Here is a 23,355-nt window from a genome sequence, read left to right on the forward strand (position 1 = left end):
CACGCTGGTTAATTCTGATATTCAAAATAGGCTGAGATAAGGGTTTTGGCTGCAACGGGCAATGCACGCTCATCGATATCAAATTTCGGATGGTGGTGCGGGATACGTGCTTCCGTCTTTCTGTGCTCCGGTGAAAAAGTATGCACCAGGCTTTTTGAGCGTGTAATAAGCAAAATCCTCGCCGCCCATAACCGGTCTGACAACCTCAGTTGTATGAATTTCGTCAACCTCACTGCCTGCCTTCATGACAAGTTCCGCTTCTTCAGCATGGTTAACCAATGGTGGATAGCCTTTTACATAATCGAACGTGTAAGAAGCACTGTTGGTGACACAGACACCTTGAATAACTTTTTCCATTTCTTCAATAATTTGATCTTGAATATCCGGGTTTAAGAATCTTACGGTGCCGACTAATCTTGCTGTATCAGCAATGACGTTAAATGTCGTCCCTGCTTCAAAAAGACCAATTGTCACGACTGCTGTTTCCAAGGGATCCAGCCGTCTGCTTACAATTTGCTGCAGCTGCGATACGACTTCAGAACCGAGTACAATGGCATCTTTTGTTTCATGCGGGTATGCACCATGGCCGCCCTGCCCCTGAATGTTAACTTCAAAACGGTCTGTTCCTGCCATGAAAACATCTTTTGTTGTTTGCAGCACACCAAATGGGGTAGTGGCCCATAGATGTGTTCCGAAAACAGCATCGACATGGTCAAGCGCACCGGATTCTACAATCGGTTTTGCCCCGCCTGGTGCATATTCCTCTGCGTGCTGATGGACAAATACAATGGTGCCAGGCAAATCATCCTGGAAAGAATTCATCGTTTTAGCGAGTGTCAGCAGTGAGGCAGTATGACCGTCATGGCCGCATGCATGCATAACACCCGCCACTTTTGATTTATAGGGAACTTCTTTTTCATCCTGGATCGGCAGTGCATCAAAGTCAGCCCTGAGTGCAACGGTTTTGCCCGGTTTGCCGCCTTTTAACGTGGCAATCACACCATTGCCGCCGACATTTTTTTGATATGGAATCCCCAGATTGTCGTAAAAGTCAGCGATATATTGTGCTGTCTTCGTTTCCTGAAAAGACAGTTCCGGATATTGGTGCAAATAGCGCCGGATTTCAACCATTTCAGGGTACAGTTCATCAAGCTGTTTATGTATAGCTTGTAACAACGAAAGACCTCCTTTAACTTGAACATTTTCTAACTATTATAACATTTTTTGAGATAGCCGTGTTGGTTTGAATGTATAAAGGTTCAACATCGGCAAGGCGGGAGACAGACGGAAAAGAGCAGGGAAATCAGCAGAAGAAGAGAAATATCAGCAGAAGGGAAGGCGTCCTAACAAAAGAATGGAAGATTTTCATGGAGGGGTGTGCACATATGCTGACTCCCGGTTATTCCTCAAAGACAGAAAAAAGACTATTCCAATCTAAATGCAGGAACAGTCTTTTAACCATAACATTTTGATTTATCCAGTACTGTCCGATTCTGTTCAACTAACATTCTGCAGAGAAAACCACTCTGCAGAATGAAGTTTCACTTTACCCCGCATATAAAGGACAGTATACCGCCAAAGAACGGCGGCTGACTGTCCTTAAATGTCCGATTCGGCTCAACTAACATTCAGTGAAGAAAACCGCTTCACTGAATGAAGTTTCACTTTATTGCACTCTTGGATCTGTGAGGAGGCGTTGAATTTCTTCTTTATGGCCTGTTTCATCTGCAATAAAGTCTTCAAGTTTCACGACCAGTTCAGTGTGGCCTAATTGTTCAGCCTGTTGTTTGCGTTCTTCATACCGGTTAATCGTTTCAATTTCAGCTTCCAGGGTAGCTTCCAGCAAATCTTTGACCTCTGTCGGTTGTGGAACACCAGCGGATTCTGTAGTCGGTGTTCCGCCTAATGATTTGATTTTTTCGGATAGATAGAGTGCATGACCCATTTCGTCGTTGATTTCTTCTTCAAAAAAAGGCTTTAACGCTGAACGGTACAATCCCGAAACGACTGAGGCGCTATAGGTGTATTGAATCGCTGCAGCATATTCATTGGGACAAATCGAGATTTAATCCGTCAACCAGATTTTTGGAGATTTGTTCCATATATCCCAACCTTTCTATTATAATAGAGCACATAATTTATTCCCTGGTTTATTATTTGAAAAACATAAAAGTATAAAGGTTTCACGTTTTCCGGAACTTTAAAAATGGGAAAAAATTATGCCTGTTATGGCAGAATCAAATAGGGTAGGATGGAAGTGGGAGGTTTTGAACGTGATAAATAAACGCAATTCTATCATATTGCTGTTATTATCGCTGGTCGGATTTTATTTTTAACATGCCTGATTTATTTGTATGAATGGCTACAGTCGTTGAGGGGGGACTCTTCGTCTTAAAGCTGATATGAGAAGTTTTATATTTTAAAAACGTTTCAAAAAAGCTATCAGCAGACGTCTTTTTTGATTTTTTGATGCGTTTACTTGTATAATACATTAAGAAATAAAATGAGAGGACGACCATATGGAAAACACAAAAACAAATGAAACATTGCTTATGGTCATATGGACTCAGTCACTTATAGCTACATTGGGGAGCTTGTTTTTTTCGGAAATAATGGGCTACGTACCGTGTGAACTGTGCTGGATACAGCGGATTTTCATGTATCCGTTAGTGATTATTTACGGGACCGCCCTGATTAAAAAAGATATGTCGATTGCATTGCCGGGCTTAATATTAAGCGGAATCGGAATGTTTGTTTCCATTTATCATTATTTGGTGCAAAAAATAGCTGCGTTACAGAATGCCGGTGATGCGTGTGGCGTTGTTCCATGTAATACGGAATATGTGAACTATTTCGGCTTTGTGACCATTCCTTTTTTGGCGGGTATAGCATTTATGATTATAGTCGTATTGCATATTATGATATTAAAATGGGGGAGAAATTAATCTATGCGAAAGAAAATGCTGCTAATTATCGGTTCGATTGTTGTGCTGTTTGCTGCTCTTTATTTTGTGATTGATTATAAAAACCAGCAAGCGATTGGCGATAATGAAAATCCATACGGTAAAGACGACTTGCATCAGGCAACGGTTGATCAGCTGGATGATGAGAACTACCAGAATCAGATTTTGCCGGATGAATTGGAATCACTGCTGAACGATGGCGAGGATATGGTTGTTTATTTCTATGATCCGACATGCCATCACTGTCAGGAGTTAACACCAAGATTGGTTCCAATTGCTGAAGAAATGGGTGTTGATATGAAAAAACTGAACCTGCTGGAATTCGAGAGCGCTTGGGGACAGTATGGTATCCAAAGCACACCGACACTCGTTTACTTTGAAAATGGTGAAGAAGTTGATCGGGTTAATGGCGCGCAGCAGAATGAATTATTCAGAGCCTTTTTCAATGAATATGTCGTTAATGATACAGACAATGAACAAGCAAGCTAGGGAGGTCATCCCGGCTTGCTTGGTTTTTATAAATGTAAAGTTGTCCATGAATCAATGATCCATCAAATGGGGTATGTTTTTTATTCTTCAAATTCAACCATATGGTAGCTGTTCACGAAAGGTCTGTCCAAAAAGTAGGCAGGCAGTTTCACGTCGCTGCTGTCTTGATGTGCTTTGTTTAAATTGATCCGAGTTTTTCCAGTTTTCAAAAGTCGGCTTCTGAAGCCCATTGCGTCATGACGATATAAGTGTTTTCCTTGTTTTGGTCTTAATAAGCGGAATGCCTGAAATCCTGGCATTGATTCAACACTTTGCTGACGCTGTTTGAATTTATTCTCAAACGTTGCTTTTAGCTTCATCAGCTACCGGATGTTATTATGACCGATAAAGCCATTTTTCCCCGAATCTGGCCATTTTCAGTAATGATTCAAAACCCCTTCCGGGAGCAAAGATGTTTTTCTTGTTTCCTTCATAATAAACAGTGTGTTTGAGCTTGCCTGCATAAAATAAAAATCAATATCCGGATGCTTATCCGGGAGCTTGCTCAAGAAGTCGAGTGTTCCATTTGTCATGTAGGCATTCATATCTTTCACCCCAATTTATTGCTTTTCTCTCAGTTTAACATACCCGTTCCGTCTGAGTGTTACTCTTTTACCACTTCTTAGCAAGCTGTTCCCTTGTGAACCACTATTTAGAACAATTATCATATAACATTGTGTATTATTCTTTCGTCACTGCAAAAATTGTCGTATACTATTACTTGAGGTGAATTTATTACACGATGAAGAAACTAAAATGGCTGTTGCTTTCATTTGTCTTTGTTCTGGCATTGGGAGCAATCGGATATGGTGTTATTTTATTCGGTGGTGCGTTGATTGTTGATGAAGAAGGACTGACTCTTGATGTCACAACAACAATCGAAACAAGTGATGGAACGGTCATCGGAAAATTATATGAAGAGAATCGCATACCAATCGCGCTTGAAGCTATTCCTGAGCATGTCCAGGAAGCTTTTATAGCTGTAGAGGACAGGCGTTTCTATGATCATTCAGGCGTTGATTTTATCTCGGTGGTCCGTGCCGTTTATCGAGACATTATTGCTATGGCTAAAGTGGAAGGTGCCAGTACAATAACCCAGCAGCTGGCCAAAAATCTATTTCTGACGAATGATAAAACATGGCTGCGCAAAACGAAAGAGGTTATGGCTGCGATTCATTTGGAGCGCAATTTATCAAAAAATGAAATACTTGAATTGTATTTAAACGAAATCTATTTTGGACAAGGTGTATATGGGCTTGAAGCTGCTTCCCAAAAGTTTTTTAACAAATCAGCTGAAGATTTGACACTTTCTGAGGGGACTCTCTTGGCAGGGATGGCAAAAGCTCCGAATGGCTATTCACCGATTGACCATCCTGAAAAAGCAGAGAACCGGAGAAATGTCGTGTTGCAAGTAATGGAGGATACAGGCAATATCTCTGCAGAGGAACGATTAGAGGCACAAGGCAAAACGCTTGGTCTGGATGTGCAGGAATATGAACCAAAACCGTGGGCTGCGAGTTATATTGATCTTGTTTTGAAAGAAGCAGAGGATAAGTACCATATATCAGTCGATGAACTGCAGCGCGGTGGCTATCGGTTAGAAGTTAACATTAATCCCCGCATCCAACAAATTGCCTATGATAAATTTCAGAATGAGGATTATTTCCCGGGTAATACCGAGGGTGCTGAGGGTGCCTTTGTGATGCTGGAACAAAATTCGGGAAAGGTTGCTGCTGCACTTGGCGGCAGAGATTACAAAATAGGTGATTTGAATCGTGTGATGGTAAAGCGTCAGCCAGGTTCAACCATAAAGCCTGTTGCTGTGTATGGTCCTGCCATGATGCAGGAAGCCTACCAGCCCTATACACTGATTCCCGATCAGGAAATGGAGATTGATGGCTATACGACCACGAACTATGATGATCAGTATAACGGAGCAGTCACCATTTATGACGCGCTGGTGGAGTCGAAAAATGCGCCAACAGTATGGCTTTTGAATGACATAGGCATCCCTTATGCAAAGGATTATTTAAATAAATTAAATTTGCCGGTTGAGGATGAAGGTCTGGCTATAGGTTTAGGCGGGTTGTCAGAAGGTTTAACACCTTTGCAAATGGCAGAAAGTTACCGGCCGTTTGCAAATGGTGGTAAAACAATCGAGGCGTTGACAATCGATCAAATCTATAATCGGGAAGATGAGGTTATTCATGAAGGAGAAACAAATACTGCTGATGTCTTCAGTCCGCAAGTAGCCTGGAACATGACAACCATATTGTCGGATGCTGTCACAGAAGGTACAGGGGGTGCAGGTGATTATACAAAAGCATTGGCAGGTAAGACGGGCACCACCCAGCATCCGCATGTTGATGGTGTGGCGAAAGATGCCTGGTTTATAGGGTTTACGCCGGAATATGTGAGTGCTGCATGGATAGGCTATGATACATCAGATGAAAATCATTATTTAACAGCTGGAAGTGAGATGCCGACCCGGCTGACAAAGAATATTTTATCGGAAATTGATAAACAAAAATCACTCGCATCATCATTTGATAAGCCGAAAAATGTTACGGCATTGCCGGAACCGATTGACCTTCCCGAAAATATAACATTGCATGGAAGTTATTCGTTTGCCGGCTTTTCCCTGTTCAACGGAAAACTTGAATGGACCGAGGCAGAAGATGATCGGATTGTTTATCGCATTTATCGGGAAGAAGAAGGCATTGATGAGCGGATAGGTGAAGTGGAAGGAGAGAATGAATTTACAATTGACCGCCTCCAAATATTCGGTTCATCCAGTTATTATGTTGTACCATACGACCCACTGACTAAGTTAGAGGGACAGAGGTCAAATACGGTTGAACTTCCCACGTAATGTCAATGCTTGAATTAAACGGAAATTGATGGAATCACATTGTAATTGAGACAAATTGATGACAATCGCTAATGGTTTCTATACAACGGAAATGAAATTCGCTATAGTAAAGAAGAGACTAATACGATAGAAGTTGGAATAAAGGGTGAAGTAAGTGACAGAACATTTTAATGATACAATTTTGAAAGCATACAATGGAGAGCAAATTAACTATACACCTGCATGGTTCATGCGCCAGGCAGGCAGGTCACAGAAAGAGTATCGTAAGCTGAAGGAAAAATACTCGTTATTTGAAATTACCCATCAGCCTGAGTTGTGCGCTTATGTCACGCGCCTGCCTGTTGAGCATTACGGTGTGGATGCGGCTATTTTGTACAAAGACATTATGTCGCCGCTTCCGGCCCTCGGTGTCAATGTAGAAATTAAAAAAGGTGTCGGACCGGTCATTGACAATCCAATCACCAATTTTCAGGACGTTGAACAATTGGGAATGATCAATCCGAAAACGGACGTACCATATGTGCTCGATACCATCCGCCTGCTGACAGAGGAACAGCTGAATGTACCACTTATTGGATTCAGTGGCGCGCCGTTCACATTGGCAAGTTATATGATTGAAGGCGGACCTTCAAAGAACTACAGTAAAACAAAAGCACTCATGTACAGTCAACCGGACGTATGGTTTGCGTTAATGGACAAACTGGCAGATATGACAATCACGTATGTGAAGGCCCAGATTGATGCCGGTGCGAGGGCTATACAAGTTTTTGACTCATGGGTAGGGGCCTTGAATGTTGAGGACTACAGGTATTATATCAAGCCGGTCATGAAGCGGATTTTTTCTGAACTACAGACGAAAAATGTTCCATTGATTGTTTTTGGCGTTGGTGCACGGCATCTGCTGCTGGAATGGAACGATTTGCCTGTGGATGTCATTGGTCTTGACTGGCGGACGTCGATTACCGAGGCACGGCAAATGGGCGTGACGAAAGTATTGCAGGGTAATCTTGATCCGACAGTACTGCTCGCCGACTGGAGTACGATTGAAACAAAAACAAAGGCGATTCTCGATGAAAGCATACAGCATGGAGGACATGTTTTTAACCTTGGTCACGGTGTCACACCGGACATAAAGCCGGAGACACTTAAAAAATTGACCGAGCTTATCCATACCTATTCGAAACGATAATTTGAAACTGATGAGGTGTTACAAATGGGAAAGAAAACATTAGGATTACTGGTAATGGCGTATGGAACGCCATACAAAGAAGAAGACATTGAACCATACTATACGGATATCCGCCATGGGAGAAAGCCGTCTGAAGAAGCACTCCAGGATTTGAAAGACCGTTATAAAGCGATTGGCGGCATTTCACCTCTGGCAAGAATTACTGAAGAACAGACGAAGGCATTGGAAGAAAAAGTGAATGCTGAACAGGATGACGTTGAGTTCAAAGCTTATATCGGCCTGAAGCATATTCATCCATTTATTGAGGATGCGGTTCAGCAAATGGCGGAAGATGGCATCGAGGAAGCTGTTTCAATCGTCCTCGCACCACACTATTCAACGTTCAGTGTCAAATCGTATAACAAGCGTGCCAATGATACTGCAGCAAAATACGGTATTTCCATTGAATCGGTGGAAAGCTGGTATGATGAACCAGGCTTTATCACGTATTGGTCCGATCAAATCAGTGCCGTATATGATGAGATGCCTGCAGACGAACGGGAAAAAGCTGTTTTGGTCGTTTCCGCGCACAGTCTGCCGGAAAAGATTTTACAGGACGGGGACCCATATGTTGACCAGTTGAAAGAAACAGCGCGTTTGATTTCCGAGCAGACAGGCATCAAGAACTATGCGATTGGCTGGCAGAGTGAAGGCAATACACCTGATCCATGGCTCGGCCCGGACGTGCAGGATTTGACACGTGATTTGTATGAACAGAAAGGCTATCGTTCTTTCGTTTATGCACCGGTCGGCTTTATTGCTGATCATCTGGAAGTGTTGTATGACAATGACTACGAATGTAAAGTCGTTTGTGATGAACTCGGTGCGAATTATCATCGTCCGGAAATGCCGAATGCCCATCCGCAATTCATCGCAACGCTTGCTGATGTTGTTTTGAACAAAGTAAAGCGTGAAGCACAATGAGCGAAACGAAAAAGATTCTGATAGCGGGCGGTGGCATAACCGGTTTAGCTGCTGCCTACTATTTGCAAAAAGAAATAGACGAAAAAGGTTTACCGTATGAAATCAAGCTTGTCGAGGCAGGCAGTCGCCTTGGTGGTAAAATCAAAACAACAAGACGCAATGGATACATTATTGAGCAAGGCCCGGATTCATTTCTATCGCGGAAGGAACCTGGTGTTAAATTGGTCAGGGAATTGGGGTTAAGTGATCAACTGGTTCGTAACGGTACCGGCCAATCCTATATTCTGGTCAATAATAAACTGCATAAAATCCCTCAAGGGTCCTATATGGGAGTTCCGATACGTGTTCGACCATTCCTGTTTTCCGGTATTTTTTCACCCCTAGGGAAGCTTCGAGCAGGAATGGATTTGGCCATGCCAAAAGGAAAGACTGGGGATCAGTCACTGGGCAGCTTTTTCCGCCGGCGCTTTGGCAATGAATTAGTGGAGAATTTGATTGAACCACTCTTGTCCGGAATTTACGCCGGTGATATCGATCATATGAGCATTCAGGCGACATTCCCAAATTTTTATCGTCTTGAACAGGAGCACCGCAGTCTGATCAAAGGTCTGCGAAGAACAATGCCGGATAAATCGAAGCCAAAATCCGGTGGTAAAAAACAGGGTGTGTTTTTCTCGTTAGAAAATGGACTGGAATCGTTGGTTGAGCGGCTTGAGTCCGTTCTCGGTGATGTTGTTTCACGGGGTGTCGGGGTTGATCATGTTGAGAAGAAAGAACAAGGCTACCATGTTTTGCTGAGTAATGGTGACGTGTACAAGGCAGATGCCATGGTGATGGCGACACCACACAATACATTGCCGAAAATGTTCAGCCAATTCGATGTGTTTGACGACTTCAGAGACATCCCGGCCACATCTGTTGCAAATGTTGCGATGGCGTTTGACCAGTCAGCCATTAAACAGGATATTGACGGAACAGGATTCGTTGTGTCACGAAACAGTAACTTCCGGATTACAGCATGTACTTGGACGCATAAAAAATGGCCAAATGCCGTGCCTGATGGAAAAGCGCTGGTGCGATGCTACGTCGGGAAACCAAGTGACCAATCAGTGGTGGATTTAACGGATGACGAAATCACTGAAATCGTCATGAACGATCTGAACAAAACGATGAATATTACAGATAAACCTGAATTCAGTGTCATCAGCCGCTGGAAAAATGCCATGCCGCAATACACGGTCGGACATACCGAGCGGGTGTCAAACGTACGTGAAAATATGCAGAACGAACTTCCTGGCGTGGTTTTTGGCAGGCAGTTCGTATGAAGGCGTTGGCATCCGGACTGTATCGGGTCAAGGTGAAAAGGCGGTTTGTAGACGTCCTTGAAGTTTTTGGGATGATTAAAGTTTTGGACGGCATCAAGACTGTGAGTTGGTGCCGTTTTTTTCGTTTTGACGAGATGAAGAGAGAACATCGCGTAAGATAGGGAGATCATCAGAAGTACGGAAATATCAGCAGAAGCGGGAAATAATCAGCGGAAGGGCGAAAATATCAGCAGAAGCGGGAAAGAATCATCGGAAGAGCAGGAATATCTGCGGAAGCGTGAAAGAATCATCAGAAGAGCAGTGAATATCTGCGGAAGCGGGAAAGAATCATCGGAAGAGCAGGAATATCTGCGGAAGCGGGAAAGAATCATCAGAAGAGCAGTGAATATCTGCGGAAGCGGGAAAGAATCATCAGAAGAGCAGGAATATCTGCGGAATCGGGAAAGAATCATCAGAAGAGCAGTGAATGTCTGCGGAAGCGGGAAAGAATCATCGGAAGAGCAGGAATATCTTCGGAAGAGAGAAAGAATCATCAGAAGAGCAGGAATATCTGCGGAAGAGAGAAAGAATCATCAGAACAGCAGGAATATCTGCGGAAGCGGGAAGAATCATCAGAACAGCAGAAATATCAGCAGAAGCGGGAAAGAATCATCAGAAGAATAGGAATATCTGCGGAAGCGGGAAAGAATCATCAGAACAGCAGGAATATCAATAAAAAAGACTGCAGACGTTTAGAAACATCTGCAGATAAATCGGTCTATTTTAGTCAAACTGTAGTATGTGTTTTGAAGTATTTTTATAGGGAAATTTTGAATGCTGTGGAAAATCGTTAATGTTTGGCGATAAGTATTTTCTTGCTCTATTCTGTCCTTTATGTTGCAGATGCATGCTATTCAAAAGGGTATGAGCCGTTTTTGGTGAAGCAATCTGGAGCAGGTTCCGGCATTCCTTATTTGTAATGGTTGGCCCATTGAGGAGAAAATAGTCCAGAATCATCCGTTCATGAATTTTAAAGGATGCAGCAGCATGAATGAGGGGTGTCTGCCTGCAAGTAAAGGTTGGAGAATAATTTCTTTAAACTGGGGGCATTCGTGAATATATTTTGCGAGTAGTTATGATTTTAGTCTGTCTAAATGGCTTGTTGCAGGTTAGTTATTATAATTTTATAAGAATCTGGAATTTTTCCAAACATTTTTTCAATATAGTTGGAGGGGTAAGCGACAACAAACTAGAGTCGATCGGGGATATTAAAAAAAATCCGTGTTTCTTAGCCATATTTGCAAATGCGGCTTTTTGTGCCCTCGGCTTGCAAAATTGGATCTTTGAATGACTTTATTTGTCCGTCAACTTCCTGGGTTAACTGTCTTTGTTTTGAGTCATACTTAAATGTTCCCTGTTTGTTTTTAACTTCAAGTATGAAAATGACCTTTTTTGATAGGATGAGCGTGTCAATCTGAAAATAAAATGGAGGATTTTGCAGTCGGATGCCTTGAAATACGAAGAAATCTTTTTGCGGGTATGTGGAAAGTTTGTAGTCAACATTTTTCTCACCATCATAACCTGCCTTTTCCCGTTTGTACTCTGAAACGATGGCTTCATGCTGCCGGTATTGCGCTAATAGCCATCTGAACAGTGCTTCATACGAATAACAGTTTCGTGTGATTTTTTTCTGTGCTTTATAGTCGTTGGACTCATGTTTGAACCAACTCCTTTTATATTTTTATCTTATAAAATTCGACAAAAGGATTCATTTCCTGCTGAAAATCATGAAAAATTAGTGAATTAAATAGATGGTTTGTGACATTCAAAATCCGAAAAAGTGGATACGGAAGAAAGAATCAGCAGAAGGGCAGAAATATCTGCGGAAGAGAGAAAGAATCAGCGGAAGCGTGGAAATATCTGCAGAAGCGGGAAAGAATCAGCAGAAGGGCAGAAATATCTGCAGAAGCGGGAAAGAATCATCGGAAGGGCAGAAATATCTGCAGAAGCGGGAAAGAATCATCGGAAGGGCAGAAATATCTGCGGAAGAGGGAAAGAATCAGCGGAAGAATAGAAATATCTGCAGAAGATAAGCAGAATCTGCAGAAGATTATAACCATCATTCCGATTCTGTTTTTTGTAGTTGAAAATCAATAAAAAAGCGCCGCGGCTAAGGCCGGGGCGCACTGATTGCTAGTCATAACTTTTTTCTAGTTCATCAACGAGTTCACCGACGTAGGCAACAGCTTCCTTAATGGCATCGGGCTGCGACATGTCTACACCGGCCTTCCGGGCAAGATCCAGTGGTTTCATTGTTCCGCCGGCTTTTAACACGGATAGCCAGCGATCTACGGCTGGTTGTCCTTCTTTGCGGATCATTCCTGCCATAGCAGTGGAAATCGTCAGACCGGCTGAATAGGTATATGGGTATAAGCCCATATAATAGTGCGGCTGCCGCATCCATGTCAGACCTGCTCCGTCATCGATGGATGCTGCGTCACCCCAAAAGTTTTCAAGTGCTTGCTTTTTTTGCTTGGTCAGTACATTTGCTGTCAGCGGTGTTCCTTCTTCCGCCAGTGCATACACACGGCGCTGGAATTCACCTTCAAGCAGGTGCGTCACAAAGTTATGGTAATAGGTACCGAGCAACGAGCTGATGACCCAGCGTTTCATCCGTTTATCGTCCGTTTTGGACATCATATGATCTGCCAGCAATAACTCGTTCAAGGTTGACGGCGCTTCGATGAAATAAGTTGATGGCCGCGTGTTGACGAGTGACTGATTTTCACCGGCAAGATAAAAATGGCCTGCATGTCCCAGTTCATGCGCCAGTACAAATGCTCCTCTCATCGTGTCTGTCCATGTTATTAAAATGTATGGATGGACATCATATGGCGGTGAGCAAAATGCCCCGGTCTGTTTTCCGACATTGTCAGCCCGGTCAACCCAGCGATTATTAATCCCTTTTCGCATAATCTCACTGTATTCCGGTCCCATGACCTGAAGCGCCTCGAGAATTGTGTCGGTTGCTTCTTTGTATGTTGTCGCCGGATTAAATTCCGGATCAAGTGGTGCTTTCAAATCGGCGAAGTGCATCTTTTCAAGTCCGAGTTTTTCCTGTTTCAGCTTGGCATACCGGCGCATATGCGGTGCCAGTTCCTTTTGAATCACATCAAGCTGGTTATGATACATATCTTTTGTAACCTGTTGTGGCTGCAGCAGCATATCCGTAACGGAATCATAGGTACGCAAGCGGGACGTCGTGACCTGTTTTGTCACTTCGGTAGCATATATTGCTGCATAAGTGTTTTGATACTGATTCAATGTTTTTATAAACGAGTCGTATGCGTTTCTGCGTATAGCTGTATCAGACGACAGTTCATAGCTGTCCTCATAAAGCGCGGCTGACATAGGCAATTCTTCACCATTGCTGCCTTCAATTGATTCAAATTGCATATCGGATGATTTGCTCCGTTGATAAATCATATATGGCGCACTATGTACCTCATCAAGCGCTGCAAGAGTCTCTTCAATTTCAGGTGCCAACGTAAACGGTTTTTTCTCCAAAACGTCATCAAGCATTTTCCGGTATGTTTCCAATTCAGGTTCTTCACTCATAAAATACTCAATGGCATCGTTTGATAGTTGCAGCAGTTCATTTTCAACAAAGGCTAATTTCGCACCAATCTCAGCCAGAACGGATGATACTTTGGCAGAATCGGCTTGGTTTTGCGAATCTGAACCATCAGCGCTCGATTTCAGGTTGGCATATGTCGCGACACGAATCAGCCGTTTTTCAAAATTCTCCTGTGCCTGCAAACCATTTAACAGATTTTCGGTACTGGATGTCAGTCTTCCTTTATATTGGGTAACATCACTGACATTTGCCTGAATGGCGCTTAATTCATTCTCCCATTCTTCTTTGGTTGCAAATAGATCGGTTAAGTCCCACGCCTGTTCTTCCGGTACTTCAGAACGTGTGAGACGTTTTGCTTTTGTGGCCATTGCAATATTCCCTCCCATGTTGTTTCGTTTCTCTAATTAATTATAAAACAAACATCTCTGAAATAACATCATTTTCGGATATTGTTTAAAAAGTAATGATGTGGTCTATAACTGACATGTTCAGTTATACAGGGGAAAACTACAAATAACACGATAACTAAGAGTACAAAAATCATTTTGGTTTTATTGCTATCTTTAAAGATACGGAAAAAATGCACTTGCAATTTTAGCAATAATCATATGACCCCGTTACAATTTAGGCGTTGCTCTTTCTACTAAATTAAATGGAGGCAGAACTTATTCCCAATTCCAAAATTCAACTTCATCCACTTTCAGCCCTTCTACCGATGATTCATCCTGCAGCTTCAATATTTCCTTTGTGGGCCCGGTAATAACTGCACCATAATGCAGTATTCCGTTATTTTCGAGATAGTCAATTCGATCTTCGAGGTGTAAGTCTCCAAAGGACAATTGATCAGCTTTATTCCCGTGGCCCTGCAGGAAGTGTAATGTTTTCATAAATTGGTCATGGAGCATGTCTTGATCACCTTCAGTATAGCCTGGTGATGAAGAACTTTCTGACACCGTTTTGCTGCCAAACAATCCTTCCTCCTCTTTACGCGATTGTGTAATCATGTCATCTTCATGCCATATAGGTTGACTTGGAAAACCTATAGGGTCAAAAAACATGCCATGATTCTTATCTGATTCGATGCCGGTATCAACAGCAAACCATAAAAGGCGCATATCCTTCTCAGAAAACAGTTGTTCCACATCTTTTGATTCCATCAATTCATCAAATGATACATAAGCAGAAACGACTGTTCCTTCTGGAAGTTTCTCTAATTTATCCCAATCTGAGTTAAACCTTACGTCAGATTTAGGATGGGAAAAAAAGGCCGGCTGGTTTTGTGATTTATTTCCCATATATGATTGTTCTGGAAACGTCATAAAGGAGAATAGAAAATTTACTTCTAAATCGCCAACTTTTATTGTTTCATTGCCAATTTTCTTCTTAATATCTCTTGTTGCTTCTAACCCAAAATAGGGTTTAGTATTTGTGCTTGTTCCACCGAGATAACCATAAGGATTTGTAATTGTTAACGTGTGATCAATAACCTCTCTAAATTCATTCACTCGGTCCGGATTGCCCCACGAATAATATGCTGCAGTTATTGCACTGGATAAAATCGTAATAATAATAAATATTCCAATGGCGGTAAATGCTGTTTGCACTCGTGCCTTCCATTTGCCTTTTCTGACAATTCTTTTTTGCCTTTTGTTGCTTATAGTAGATCCCGGTTGTTCATCCGGTTTATCTTCCAATATTTTTTGGTAGTTTTCCAGTTTTTCTAATTCCTTTTCAAATTCTTCTAATTCCTGATCAGTAAGTTCTCCTTTTTCATATGCTTCCAGTTTTCTGCTAAATTCATCGCTCACTTTTCTCCCGCCTTTCTATTTCTTATCGCCTGTCTGCCACGGAATAGTAGAACCTTAAAATAGGGTTGCCTTACATTCATGACGAGGGCCGCTTCATGATAGGATAATCCGTGAAAATCATGTAGGAGTACAGCATATTTATGTTTTTCTGGTAAGTCTTTCAGCATCTCGATAATTTCCTGTATTTCATCATGAATAACGACCGTTTCTTCCGTTGTTCTTTTCCTATCAAATAGAGATGTGAAGAAGTTTTGTTCTTTAACATTTGTTCGCTTATGCTTTCGGTAATAATCAATGAAAGCATTATGTGCTACGGTAAAAAGCCATGTTTTTATGTTCTCCCCTTCATAGTTCTCAATGTTAAGGTGAGCACGAAAGAAGGTTTCCTGTACAAGGTCCTCTGCCGTATGATGATTGTGACAAAGGGAAAGAAGGAAGCGATATAGGTCATGAAAATACATATTATAAATGCCGTCTAAATTATTTCCCACGATGTTTCTTCCCCCTCCACACATAACACGGATAAGAAATAAAAAGGTTACAGTGTTTTAATTATAAATTTTATTTGCTATTGTATCAGAATGAAGCGATTCAATTGATGATTAATCGAATCATTAGGATTATGGAGGTTTCAATGATAAAAGAATATTTCTACTGTTATTAGTCTTTTTCTCTCCCAAAACTGCCCCCCGTTAGTATCAAATGCTCTTTTAAACAAAAAAATACAGCTGTATGCATAGCTGTATCAATGGAAAGGAAGTATAGACTTAGCGTACAATGAAAATGATGCGGTAACTATCTGGCCGGATGGTCACATTCGTCACATAGATTACCGTAACAATCGGCTTTCTCATACATTTCGTGACCACAATTGTGGCATTTTTTCCGTGGCAGATTTCTGAAAAAACTCAACAACGTTCATCATCATGTTAACATCCCCTTTGAGTTATTAATAATATTGTATTATAACAGTATGTCGTGTGTCAATGCTGTGTTACAACATATTTTAAAATTGAGGTGATTTATTTATGAAGTTAACGATAATCGGTTATTGGGGCGGTTATCCTGCCCCGGGTGGTGCAACGTCGTCATATATGGTGGAAAAAGACGGTTTCACCTTGCTGATGGATGCAGGCAGTGGGTCGTTATCAAAATTGCAAAACACAAAACCTGTGATGGATTTGGATGCGGTCATTCTTTCCCACTATCATAATGATCATGTGGCAGATATTGGTGTTTTGCAGTATGCATGGCTGGTTCAGTCTTATGTCAAGGATCGACAGGAAATATTGCCGATTTATGGTCATCAGGAAGATCAGGACGGATTCAAGTCATTGACGCATAAAAATACAGAAGGCGTCGCGTATGATCCCGATGCAACATTGGAGGTTGGACCATTCTCAATCACCTTTTTGAAGACTGCCCATCCGGTTCCATGCTATGGTATGCGGATTACCGATGGGGAGACGTCAATTGTCTATACGGCTGATACTGCTTTTAAGGAAGCATGGTATGATTTTGCAAAAGACGCTGATCTTTTGATTACGGACTGTAATTTCTATGAAGATCAGGATGGTTCATCAGCTGGCCATATGACAAGTAAAGAAGGGGCTACGATTGCTGACAAAGCAAATGTTAAAGAACTGATCCTCAGCCACCTTCCGCAATACGGAGATATTCAGACCCTAGTCAAAGAAGCTGAGCAATATTTTACCGGGAATATTCAGCTGGCCAAAGACGGTCTTACTTGGGAAAAAAGTCGTAATTTTTGATAGCTTACGGTATTTCATTTAGACTAAAAGATGGCAAATATTATTCTATGGGGGGGCCTATTTCATGAAATTCATTGATAATCAGGGCATTACCGATCCGGCGATTAATTTGGCAATTGAAGAGTATATATTGCAGAATTTCGGGGAAAAAGATACATATTTATTATTTTATATCAATAAACCCTCGATTATTGTCGGCCGGAATCAGAACTCAGTTGAAGAAATTAACACCGAATATGTGGACGAGAACGGTATCAAAGTTATCCGGCGTCTGTCCGGCGGTGGCGCGGTGTACCATGATGAACAAAATCTCAACTTCAGCTTTATCACAAAAGATGACGGCAATAGTTTCCAGGATTTTGAAAAGTTCACCCAGCCTATTGTTGACGCACTGAATGAAGTGGGAGTACCCGCTGAAATGAAAGGTCGAAATGACTTGGCGGTTGAGGGCCGGAAAATTTCCGGGAATGCTATGTTTTCAACAAAAGGCCGTATGTTCAGTCATGGAACACTAATGCTTGATTCCGAAATTGAAAATGTTGTGTCAGCATTGAATGTCAACAAAGAAAAAATCGAATCGAAAGGTATCAAATCGATTCGCAGCCGGGTTGCCAACATTTCCGAGTACTTGGATGAAAAAATTTCGATGGATGCGTTTAAAGAAATGATCCTGAAACATGTTTTTGATGTGGAAGATGTCAAAGATGTACCACGTTACGACTTGACTGAAGCGGATTGGGAAGAAATTCACAAGATTTCCGAGACCCGTTATCAAAAATGGGAATGGAATTATGGCAAATCGCCTAAATTTAATGTGCAGCAATCACATAAATTTGACGCAGGGTTAGTTGATGTTCGTCTGGACGTCAACAACGGCACTATTGAAAACTGCAAAATTTATGGAGACTTTTTTGGTATGGGAGAAATTAGTGATCTTGAAAATGCGTTGACAGATGTACGCCATGAGCGCAAAGCAATTGAGGAAGCATTGGCGGATGTTGATGTGCCGCATTACCTCGGCAAGATTCCAAAAGATGAATTTATTAAGTTGCTGTATTAATACAGTAAAAGAGCCGGCTGACTTAAATAAGACAGCCGGTTTATTAATAAGTTCTGAGTATAACATTTTAGATGAAGACTTCAATCTTGAAATCGGCTAGTTCGCCGATTTCTTCCAATCCGACCTCCTCTGGAAAGACGAGGCGGGAGCCGAGTTTTTCTCATGTATCGTTTGGCATCGCTTTCACTTGAATTTTTTAATTTTTTCCTCTATAATAAATGAATGATTATTCATTCAATAGATAGGGGGAAAGTATGGATATAACAAAACAGCTGTCGATTACTGCCAGGAAGAACCGCGATAAAACGGCATACATTTTTCAGGATAAAGAAACAAGCTATATGGAACTGGAAAATGCTGTAACGAAATTTGCTTCCCGTTTGCAGAAGCTTGGGTATAAGAAAGGCGACCACATAGCACTCGTCGTGGGAAACAGTCCATATTATATTATCGGGTTATATGGGGCATTACGAATGGGGGCAGTGGTTATTCCGATTAATCCATTGTACACATCACATGAATTGTCTTATATTTTGAAAAATGGTGATGTGAAAGGGGTTATCACCATGGATGTATTATTGGAAAAGTTTGAAGCGATTCAAAATCAGCTGCCGGATGTGCAACATTACATATCGTGTGAAAGCGGGGCTGATATAGCACTGGAAGAAAGCCCATTATCAGCAAAATTGAAATCGTTTACGCAAATGGTGTCAGGAGAAGACAGCCTGGGGTTTAATGACCCGGGCACAAATGATGAGGATACGGCCATTATCCTATATACTTCCGGAACAACAGGCAAACCAAAGGGTGCCATGCTGTCTCATAAAAACATTTTTTCGAATGCGAAAGATGTTGCCGATTATTTGACGATCGGCGCTGACGACCGTGTGATTGCTGCATTACCGATGTTCCATGTATTCTGTCTGACGGTTGCGCTGAATGCACCACTGATGAATGGCGGAACAGTATTGATTATGCCAAAATTTTCACCGCAGGAAGTTTTCCGGATGGCACCGGAGCATAAAGCGACAGTTTTTGCGGGCGTCCCGACCATGTACAATTATCTGCTGCAAAGTGCTGACGGTAATAAAGGGAGTTTTGGCGGGGTTCGTTTATGTATCTCCGGCGGATCAGCGATGCCTGTTTCATTGTTAAACGAATTTGAAAGGGCTTTCGATGTGACACTCTCTGAGGGATACGGCTTGTCAGAAGCCTCACCAGTCACATGCTTCAATCCGCTTGATCAACCACGGAAAGCGGGTTCAATCGGGACGAATATTGTCAACGTGGAAAACAAAGTTGTCGATGAGTTTGGCGAGGAAGTTTCGCCCGGTGAAGTCGGTGAATTGGCCGTTCGCGGGCCGAATGTCATGAAGGGCTATTATAAATCAGAGGAAGAAACAGCCGTTGCCCTAAGAGGCGGTTGGCTTCACACCGGTGATATGGCACGAATGGACGACGAAGGGTACTTTTATATTGTTGACCGGAAAAAAGATATGATTCTTGTGGGTGGTTATAATGTTTATCCCCGCGAGGTAGAAGAAGTGCTGTATGACCACCCTGCCATAGCGGAAGCAGCCGTAATTGGGACCCCGCACCCGGAATCAGGCGAATCCGTTTTTGCTTTTGTCGTAGCAAACGATTCCTCATTGGATGAAACAGCTTTATTGGAATTTTGTAAAGGACATTTGGCCAAATACAAAGTTCCATCGAAAATTGAGTTTCTGGATGAACTGCCGAAAAACACAACCGGGAAAATATTGCGCAAAAACTTGCGTGAACAGGTAGCACAATAGAAAAAACGTGTTCCGGTATTCCGGGACACGTTTTTCCTTAAAGGCTCTTTTCGTAGATTTTGTTACACTTTAACCCTCTCAGTAGATACAAACTACGACGTAAGTGCTTTGTTGATTTCCGTTCCGGGCAGTCGCGCACCTTAGGGCAACGCTTCAGCCTCCTCGGAAGAAAACCACTTCCTGCGGGGTCTTCAGCTGTTGCTTTTCCCGCAGGAGTCGACTGGCCTCCACTCCAATCAACAATCACAGGAGTGGTTTTATTTGAAGTGAGCACAAACCAGCGGAGGAAATATGCGGAGACTCCTGCGGGATGAGAGGCATAGGTGAGACCCCGGAGCGCGTCAGCGCGAGGAGGCTCACCAGCCGCCCGCGGAAAGCGAAGCGTATTTCCGGAGCGGTGTCATTCCACTCAACTCTTAGCTCTTTACGTTACAGTTTATCCTGCATCTAATGGTCAGTAGCCTGCCAAAATATGGCGACTAACTAACCCTAAATGCCGATTCTGTTCAACTAACATTCAGCGGAAAATGCGCTCCGCTGAATGAAGTTTCACTTTATGGATTTTGTGTCAAATTTAGAAAATATGCTTCATAAAATTTTAAAAAAACAAAAATTATGTTGCTTTTTTCCTAATAAATTGGTAATTTATACATATGCCTCTTTCTTTTCATGTTTACATGAAAGGATGAAAACGAATGATAGACAATTTTTACTCTCCATCATATGAAGTGACTCCCCTGACAATGGCGGTTATCGCACAGCAAGATGAAAATGGAAATACCAGCTCACGTGTGTTGGAAGAACAGGAAGAATATGTTATTCTTCATTCCCCAAGTAAAATGATTGATAACGCATGCAAGTTCTTCGGAAGCAGCCTTCGCGGCAGACAGGATGGCACACGTGATATTTGCGGTATTACACATAAAGCCCCCATTTCCATTGATCCAACCAGCGGCATGTATTTTTTCCCGACAACTTCCCCAACCAACGCTAAATGTTCGTGGATTGCCCATTCGCATATCGACCAGGTAACCCAGGGACCGGGAAGGCAGGCGGAAGTTATCTTCAAAAACAAGAAGTCCGTTCTTCTTTCCGTTTCATTTGGCTCGATGCTTAATCAGGTGCAGCGGACTGCCCAGTACCGATATTTACTGGACAACCGTATCAAGTATCTGCAGAGGCATAATTCGGATATGGTGGCAGAGCCTTTTGCATAAGTTCCCGCATAATCGTCTCCACTTTTTTACGGATCGCGGGGTTGAAATAATTACGTTTTTCTTCACGTCCCCTGCAAACAAATAAGTAGGATGAAAATGAATCATTTTTATTCAATGTAACAACTTGAATCTTTTTATCTTTCATCGCCTTTCGCAGCTCTTTTCGTTCATTTGCAGCTTCGGTATTCATTTTTTCCAAAAGTTTTATATAAGGTTCCTTAATTTTAAATGTTCCTTGCCGGATGTTCTGGATATCCTGCTGAATAACGACCATTGCCATTGAAAGAAACAGAAAGCGTGAGGCCAGTTGTAATTCATCGTCGTTCAGATAACGCATATAATCTCCTCCATTAACGAACATTTGTTCCATGACTATTATATGATAAATTGATTAAAAATACACTAAAAAAATTAATTTGAGGTAAAATGATAAGAAAGAGGCTCATGTTATTTTACTCCACAGAAATCGAAAATGGAGGAATTTTTCTGAATAGGCTCTGCTATGCATATCCGTATGATTCCTTTAAAATAAAGTTATACTATATAGCATATGCAGAAAACGATCGATGAGTAAGGGGACAATGAACACATGAAATTGCTTAACACCAGCATTATGGATTGGCGAATGTGGTTTGAACAGGACAAAATGGATGAATTTATTCTGGAATTACTGAATGAATATGAAAGTCTTGGACCGCTTCCAGGCATTTTATTACCATTTATAGAAGCATTTCTCCCATTTTTGCCATTAATTGTATTTGTGTTTGCCAATGCAGCAGCATATGGCTTATGGGAAGGATTCATATTATCGTGGATAGGAGCTTGTGTTGGCGCGGTACTGGTCTTTTTGCTCATCCGGAAGTTGGGGGACAAGCGTATATTTAAGGCAATCCGCCGGAATAAACAAGTGAGCCGGGTAACCAAATGGGTCGAACGGCATGGCTTCGGTCCGCTTTTCCTATTAATGTGTTTCCCGTTTTCCCCGTCCTCGGTGATTAATGTGGTGGCAGGGCTTTCGAAAATAAGTATTCAGCAATTCATCTTGGCCGTACTCATGGGTAAGTCGGTCATGATCTTTTCGATAGCTTTTGTAGGGTCAAGTATCTTTGAATTTGCTCAAAACCCGGTAAGAACAATTGTTGTCGGGGTTTGTATCGTATTATTCTGGTTGTTTGGAAAATATATCGAACGACGGCTGCAGCGAAAAATGATCATAGAGGAGATTTCCGACAGAGAACAGGTTAAAAAATAGATAATCAGGGTATGCTAGTAAAGCGAAACGTCATTCAGTGAAGTGCTTTATTTCACTGATGATAGTGAGACTTATCGGACATTTATGGACAGTTTACCCCCGTTTTTCGAGGTTTTACTGACCATTACATGCGGGATAAGACAGAAATCAGAGGTCAGATGCCGGAAGCCGGATTTGAGGAAATCGGTGAAATAGCCGATTTTTCCTATGTTTCTGATACTGGTAAAAAGTCATCGCTAAGCAAATTACCCTGGAGGAAACCTGGAATGAAAAAAAGATATATTCGCACATTAACCCCAGTCATAATAGTCGCTGTTGTGCTGGCAATTATTTTCCGAACCCATTTATTTGCCAGTTACGTTGTGAACGGAGAATCGATGGAACCAACCCTGTATGACGGGAATCTGTTAATGGTCAATAAAGTGGTTTATAATCTGACAGATATTGATCGCTTTGATATTATTGTGTTTCATGCGAATCAACAAAATGATTATGTGAAACGTGTTGTCGGCCTGCCTGGAGATGAACTAGTTTACGAAAATGATAAACTGTATGTTAATGGTGAATACGTGCCGGAAGAATTTTTGGAGCCGTTTCAAAACGTAAACGAACATCAGCCATACACAGAGGATTTCACCCTGGAGGGCATTACGGGCTCAGCGAAAGTCCCTGAAGGAAAACTGTTCGTATTGGGAGACAATCGCGGCGATAGTCTCGACAGCCGTAATATCGGTTTCATTAATATTGAACAACTTGTCGGGAAAGTAGATATCAAATACTGGCCATTTTCTGAAGTTTCGGCTAACAGTTAGCATACATTTGGAAAGTGTATAAAACCTATTTCTCTGGTAAAATGAGAAATAGGTTTTATTTTTGATATTAGCTTTGAAATTATAAATCAGGGAATAAATTTAGGTTCTTTTGTGAGGCTGTTTTCTAAAAGATTGTTGTTCTTGCCATAAAATCCATATACTGCGACGCAACCAATGTCTTC

The 23,355-nt window shown here is 41.9% G+C and carries 21 protein-coding genes and 3 pseudogenes; 14 read left to right on the forward strand and 10 right to left on the reverse strand.

The window, feature by feature from the left end; translation table 11 throughout:
- Positions 1-8 precede the first annotated feature (8 nt).
- A pseudogene (locus Len3610_RS01785) lies at positions 9-1,176 on the reverse strand (M20 family metallopeptidase).
- Between the two features lie 490 nt (positions 1,177-1,666).
- A pseudogene (locus tag Len3610_RS01790) lies at positions 1,667-2,102 on the reverse strand (ferritin-like domain-containing protein).
- A gap of 417 nt (positions 2,103-2,519) precedes the next feature.
- On the opposite strand from Len3610_RS01790, the gene Len3610_RS01795 reads away from it, so the two are divergent.
- Both Len3610_RS01795 and Len3610_RS01800 read left to right on the forward strand, forming a co-directional pair.
- Positions 2,520-2,945 carry a disulfide oxidoreductase gene (locus Len3610_RS01795; protein WP_176446438.1) on the forward strand — a complete coding sequence of 142 codons (426 nt, stop codon included), beginning with the start codon at positions 2,520-2,522 and terminating at the stop codon, positions 2,943-2,945.
- Between the two features lie 3 nt (positions 2,946-2,948).
- Positions 2,949-3,452, forward strand: a complete 504-nt coding sequence (locus tag Len3610_RS01800; RefSeq protein ID WP_176446439.1) for a thioredoxin family protein — start codon at positions 2,949-2,951, stop codon at positions 3,450-3,452.
- A gap of 80 nt (positions 3,453-3,532) precedes the next feature.
- Here the strand turns inward: Len3610_RS01800 and Len3610_RS21600 are convergent, their stop codons facing one another.
- Both Len3610_RS21600 and Len3610_RS20415 read right to left on the reverse strand, forming a co-directional pair.
- A complete protein-coding gene (locus Len3610_RS21600) occupies positions 3,533-3,811 on the reverse strand; it encodes an antibiotic biosynthesis monooxygenase family protein (RefSeq protein ID WP_369693632.1) in 279 nt (92 codons plus the stop codon).
- A 57-nt stretch (positions 3,812-3,868) separates the two neighbouring features.
- Positions 3,869-4,036, reverse strand: a complete 168-nt coding sequence (locus Len3610_RS20415; protein WP_255259739.1) for a hypothetical protein — start codon at positions 4,034-4,036, stop codon at positions 3,869-3,871.
- Positions 4,037-4,233: 197 nt separating this feature from the next.
- Between Len3610_RS20415 and Len3610_RS01810 the strand changes: the two genes are divergently transcribed.
- From Len3610_RS01810 to Len3610_RS01830, 5 genes and pseudogenes are all read left to right on the forward strand, one after another.
- The gene (locus Len3610_RS01810) at positions 4,234-6,363 is read left to right on the forward strand and encodes a transglycosylase domain-containing protein (RefSeq protein WP_176446440.1); all 2,130 of its coding nucleotides are present in this window, start codon (positions 4,234-4,236) and stop codon (positions 6,361-6,363) included.
- A 154-nt stretch (positions 6,364-6,517) separates the two neighbouring features.
- On the forward strand, positions 6,518-7,552 hold the full coding sequence (hemE, locus tag Len3610_RS01815) for a uroporphyrinogen decarboxylase (protein ID WP_176446441.1): 1,035 nt from the start codon (positions 6,518-6,520) through the stop codon (positions 7,550-7,552).
- 24 nt (positions 7,553-7,576) lie between these two features.
- Positions 7,577-8,515, forward strand: a complete 939-nt coding sequence (hemH, locus tag Len3610_RS01820; protein WP_176446442.1) for a ferrochelatase — start codon at positions 7,577-7,579, stop codon at positions 8,513-8,515.
- Positions 8,512-9,901 (forward strand): annotated as a pseudogene (hemY, locus tag Len3610_RS01825) (protoporphyrinogen oxidase). Before hemH ends, hemY begins: the two are co-directional and overlap by 4 nt.
- Positions 9,902-10,140: 239 nt before the next feature.
- Positions 10,141-10,503 (forward strand): hypothetical protein, encoded by a 363-nt coding sequence (locus tag Len3610_RS01830; protein ID WP_176446443.1) that lies wholly within the window; start codon positions 10,141-10,143, stop codon positions 10,501-10,503.
- A 604-nt stretch (positions 10,504-11,107) separates the two neighbouring features.
- Here Len3610_RS01830 and Len3610_RS20420 read toward each other — a convergent pair.
- Positions 11,108-11,503: a nuclease-related domain-containing protein gene (locus Len3610_RS20420; protein ID WP_369693673.1), complete on the reverse strand. Its 396-nt coding sequence runs from the start codon at positions 11,501-11,503 to the stop codon at positions 11,108-11,110.
- Between the two features lie 134 nt (positions 11,504-11,637).
- On the opposite strand from Len3610_RS20420, the gene Len3610_RS01840 reads away from it, so the two are divergent.
- Positions 11,638-11,976, forward strand: a complete 339-nt coding sequence (locus Len3610_RS01840; protein WP_176446444.1) for a hypothetical protein — start codon at positions 11,638-11,640, stop codon at positions 11,974-11,976.
- Positions 11,977-12,012: 36 nt separating this feature from the next.
- Here Len3610_RS01840 and pepF read toward each other — a convergent pair whose 3' ends face one another.
- The 4 genes from pepF to yhfH form a co-directional block, all read right to left on the reverse strand.
- Positions 12,013-13,824, reverse strand: a complete 1,812-nt coding sequence (gene pepF, locus Len3610_RS01845; RefSeq protein ID WP_176446445.1) for an oligoendopeptidase F — start codon at positions 13,822-13,824, stop codon at positions 12,013-12,015.
- A 297-nt stretch (positions 13,825-14,121) separates the two neighbouring features.
- A complete protein-coding gene (locus tag Len3610_RS01850) occupies positions 14,122-15,264 on the reverse strand; it encodes an anti-sigma factor (RefSeq protein WP_176446446.1) in 1,143 nt (380 codons plus the stop codon).
- Entirely contained in the window at positions 15,261-15,755 is a 495-nt protein-coding gene (locus tag Len3610_RS01855) for a sigma-70 family RNA polymerase sigma factor (RefSeq protein ID WP_176446447.1), read from the reverse strand. The genes Len3610_RS01850 and Len3610_RS01855 overlap by 4 nt, the downstream gene beginning before the upstream one ends.
- 304 nt (positions 15,756-16,059) lie before the next feature.
- Entirely contained in the window at positions 16,060-16,179 is a 120-nt protein-coding gene (gene yhfH, locus Len3610_RS21415; protein WP_176446448.1) for a protein YhfH, read from the reverse strand.
- Between the two features lie 113 nt (positions 16,180-16,292).
- Between yhfH and Len3610_RS01865 the strand changes: the two genes are divergently transcribed.
- The 4 genes from Len3610_RS01865 (at position 16,293) to Len3610_RS01880 (ending at position 21,109) form a co-directional block, all read left to right on the forward strand.
- A complete protein-coding gene (locus Len3610_RS01865) occupies positions 16,293-17,036 on the forward strand; it encodes an MBL fold metallo-hydrolase (RefSeq protein WP_176446449.1) in 744 nt (247 codons plus the stop codon).
- A gap of 64 nt (positions 17,037-17,100) precedes the next feature.
- Entirely contained in the window at positions 17,101-18,096 is a 996-nt protein-coding gene (locus Len3610_RS01870) for a lipoate--protein ligase (protein ID WP_176446450.1), read from the forward strand.
- Positions 18,097-18,350: 254 nt separating this feature from the next.
- A complete protein-coding gene (locus Len3610_RS01875) occupies positions 18,351-19,892 on the forward strand; it encodes a fatty acid--CoA ligase family protein (RefSeq protein WP_176446451.1) in 1,542 nt (513 codons plus the stop codon).
- 695 nt (positions 19,893-20,587) lie between these two features.
- Positions 20,588-21,109, forward strand: a complete 522-nt coding sequence (locus Len3610_RS01880) for a competence protein ComK (protein WP_176446452.1) — start codon at positions 20,588-20,590, stop codon at positions 21,107-21,109.
- Here Len3610_RS01880 and Len3610_RS01885 read toward each other — a convergent pair.
- Complete coding sequence (locus Len3610_RS01885) at positions 21,057-21,446, reverse strand: YhjD family protein (RefSeq protein ID WP_176446453.1); 390 nt, start codon at positions 21,444-21,446, stop codon at positions 21,057-21,059. The two genes, Len3610_RS01880 and Len3610_RS01885, sit on opposite strands and share 53 nt — an antisense overlap.
- 252 nt (positions 21,447-21,698) lie before the next feature.
- Between Len3610_RS01885 and Len3610_RS01890 the strand changes: the two genes are divergently transcribed.
- Both Len3610_RS01890 and lepB read left to right on the forward strand, forming a co-directional pair.
- Entirely contained in the window at positions 21,699-22,361 is a 663-nt protein-coding gene (locus Len3610_RS01890; protein ID WP_176446454.1) for a TVP38/TMEM64 family protein, read from the forward strand.
- Positions 22,362-22,627: 266 nt separating this feature from the next.
- Positions 22,628-23,173, forward strand: a complete 546-nt coding sequence (lepB, locus tag Len3610_RS01895; RefSeq protein WP_176446455.1) for a signal peptidase I — start codon at positions 22,628-22,630, stop codon at positions 23,171-23,173.
- Positions 23,174-23,355: the final 182 nt, after the last annotated feature.

This window comes from Lentibacillus sp. CBA3610 (genome assembly GCF_013373365.1).
GTDB lineage: Bacteria > Bacillota > Bacilli > Bacillales > Amphibacillaceae > Lentibacillus.

What these genes read in the sequence shown, in the direction of transcription:
- Len3610_RS01795 (WP_176446438.1), top strand. Translation starts at nt 2,520, where the DNA reads ATGGAAAACACAAAAACAAATGAAACATTGCTTATGGTCATATGGACT.
- Len3610_RS01800 (WP_176446439.1), top strand. Translation starts at nt 2,949, where the DNA reads ATGCGAAAGAAAATGCTGCTAATTATCGGTTCGATTGTTGTGCTGTTT.
- Len3610_RS21600 (WP_369693632.1), bottom strand. Translation starts at nt 3,811, where the DNA reads ATGAAGCTAAAAGCAACGTTTGAGAATAAATTCAAACAGCGTCAGCAA.
- Len3610_RS20415 (WP_255259739.1), bottom strand. Translation starts at nt 4,036, where the DNA reads ATGAATGCCTACATGACAAATGGAACACTCGACTTCTTGAGCAAGCTC.
- Len3610_RS01810 (WP_176446440.1), top strand. Translation starts at nt 4,234, where the DNA reads ATGAAGAAACTAAAATGGCTGTTGCTTTCATTTGTCTTTGTTCTGGCA.
- hemH (WP_176446442.1), top strand. Translation starts at nt 7,577, where the DNA reads ATGGGAAAGAAAACATTAGGATTACTGGTAATGGCGTATGGAACGCCA.
- pepF (WP_176446445.1), bottom strand. Translation starts at nt 13,824, where the DNA reads ATGGCCACAAAAGCAAAACGTCTCACACGTTCTGAAGTACCGGAAGAA.
- Len3610_RS01865 (WP_176446449.1), top strand. Translation starts at nt 16,293, where the DNA reads ATGAAGTTAACGATAATCGGTTATTGGGGCGGTTATCCTGCCCCGGGT.
- Len3610_RS01870 (WP_176446450.1), top strand. Translation starts at nt 17,101, where the DNA reads ATGAAATTCATTGATAATCAGGGCATTACCGATCCGGCGATTAATTTG.
- Len3610_RS01875 (WP_176446451.1), top strand. Translation starts at nt 18,351, where the DNA reads ATGGATATAACAAAACAGCTGTCGATTACTGCCAGGAAGAACCGCGAT.
- Len3610_RS01880 (WP_176446452.1), top strand. Translation starts at nt 20,588, where the DNA reads ATGATAGACAATTTTTACTCTCCATCATATGAAGTGACTCCCCTGACA.
- Len3610_RS01885 (WP_176446453.1), bottom strand. Translation starts at nt 21,446, where the DNA reads ATGCGTTATCTGAACGACGATGAATTACAACTGGCCTCACGCTTTCTG.
- Len3610_RS01890 (WP_176446454.1), top strand. Translation starts at nt 21,699, where the DNA reads ATGAAATTGCTTAACACCAGCATTATGGATTGGCGAATGTGGTTTGAA.
- lepB (WP_176446455.1), top strand. Translation starts at nt 22,628, where the DNA reads ATGAAAAAAAGATATATTCGCACATTAACCCCAGTCATAATAGTCGCT.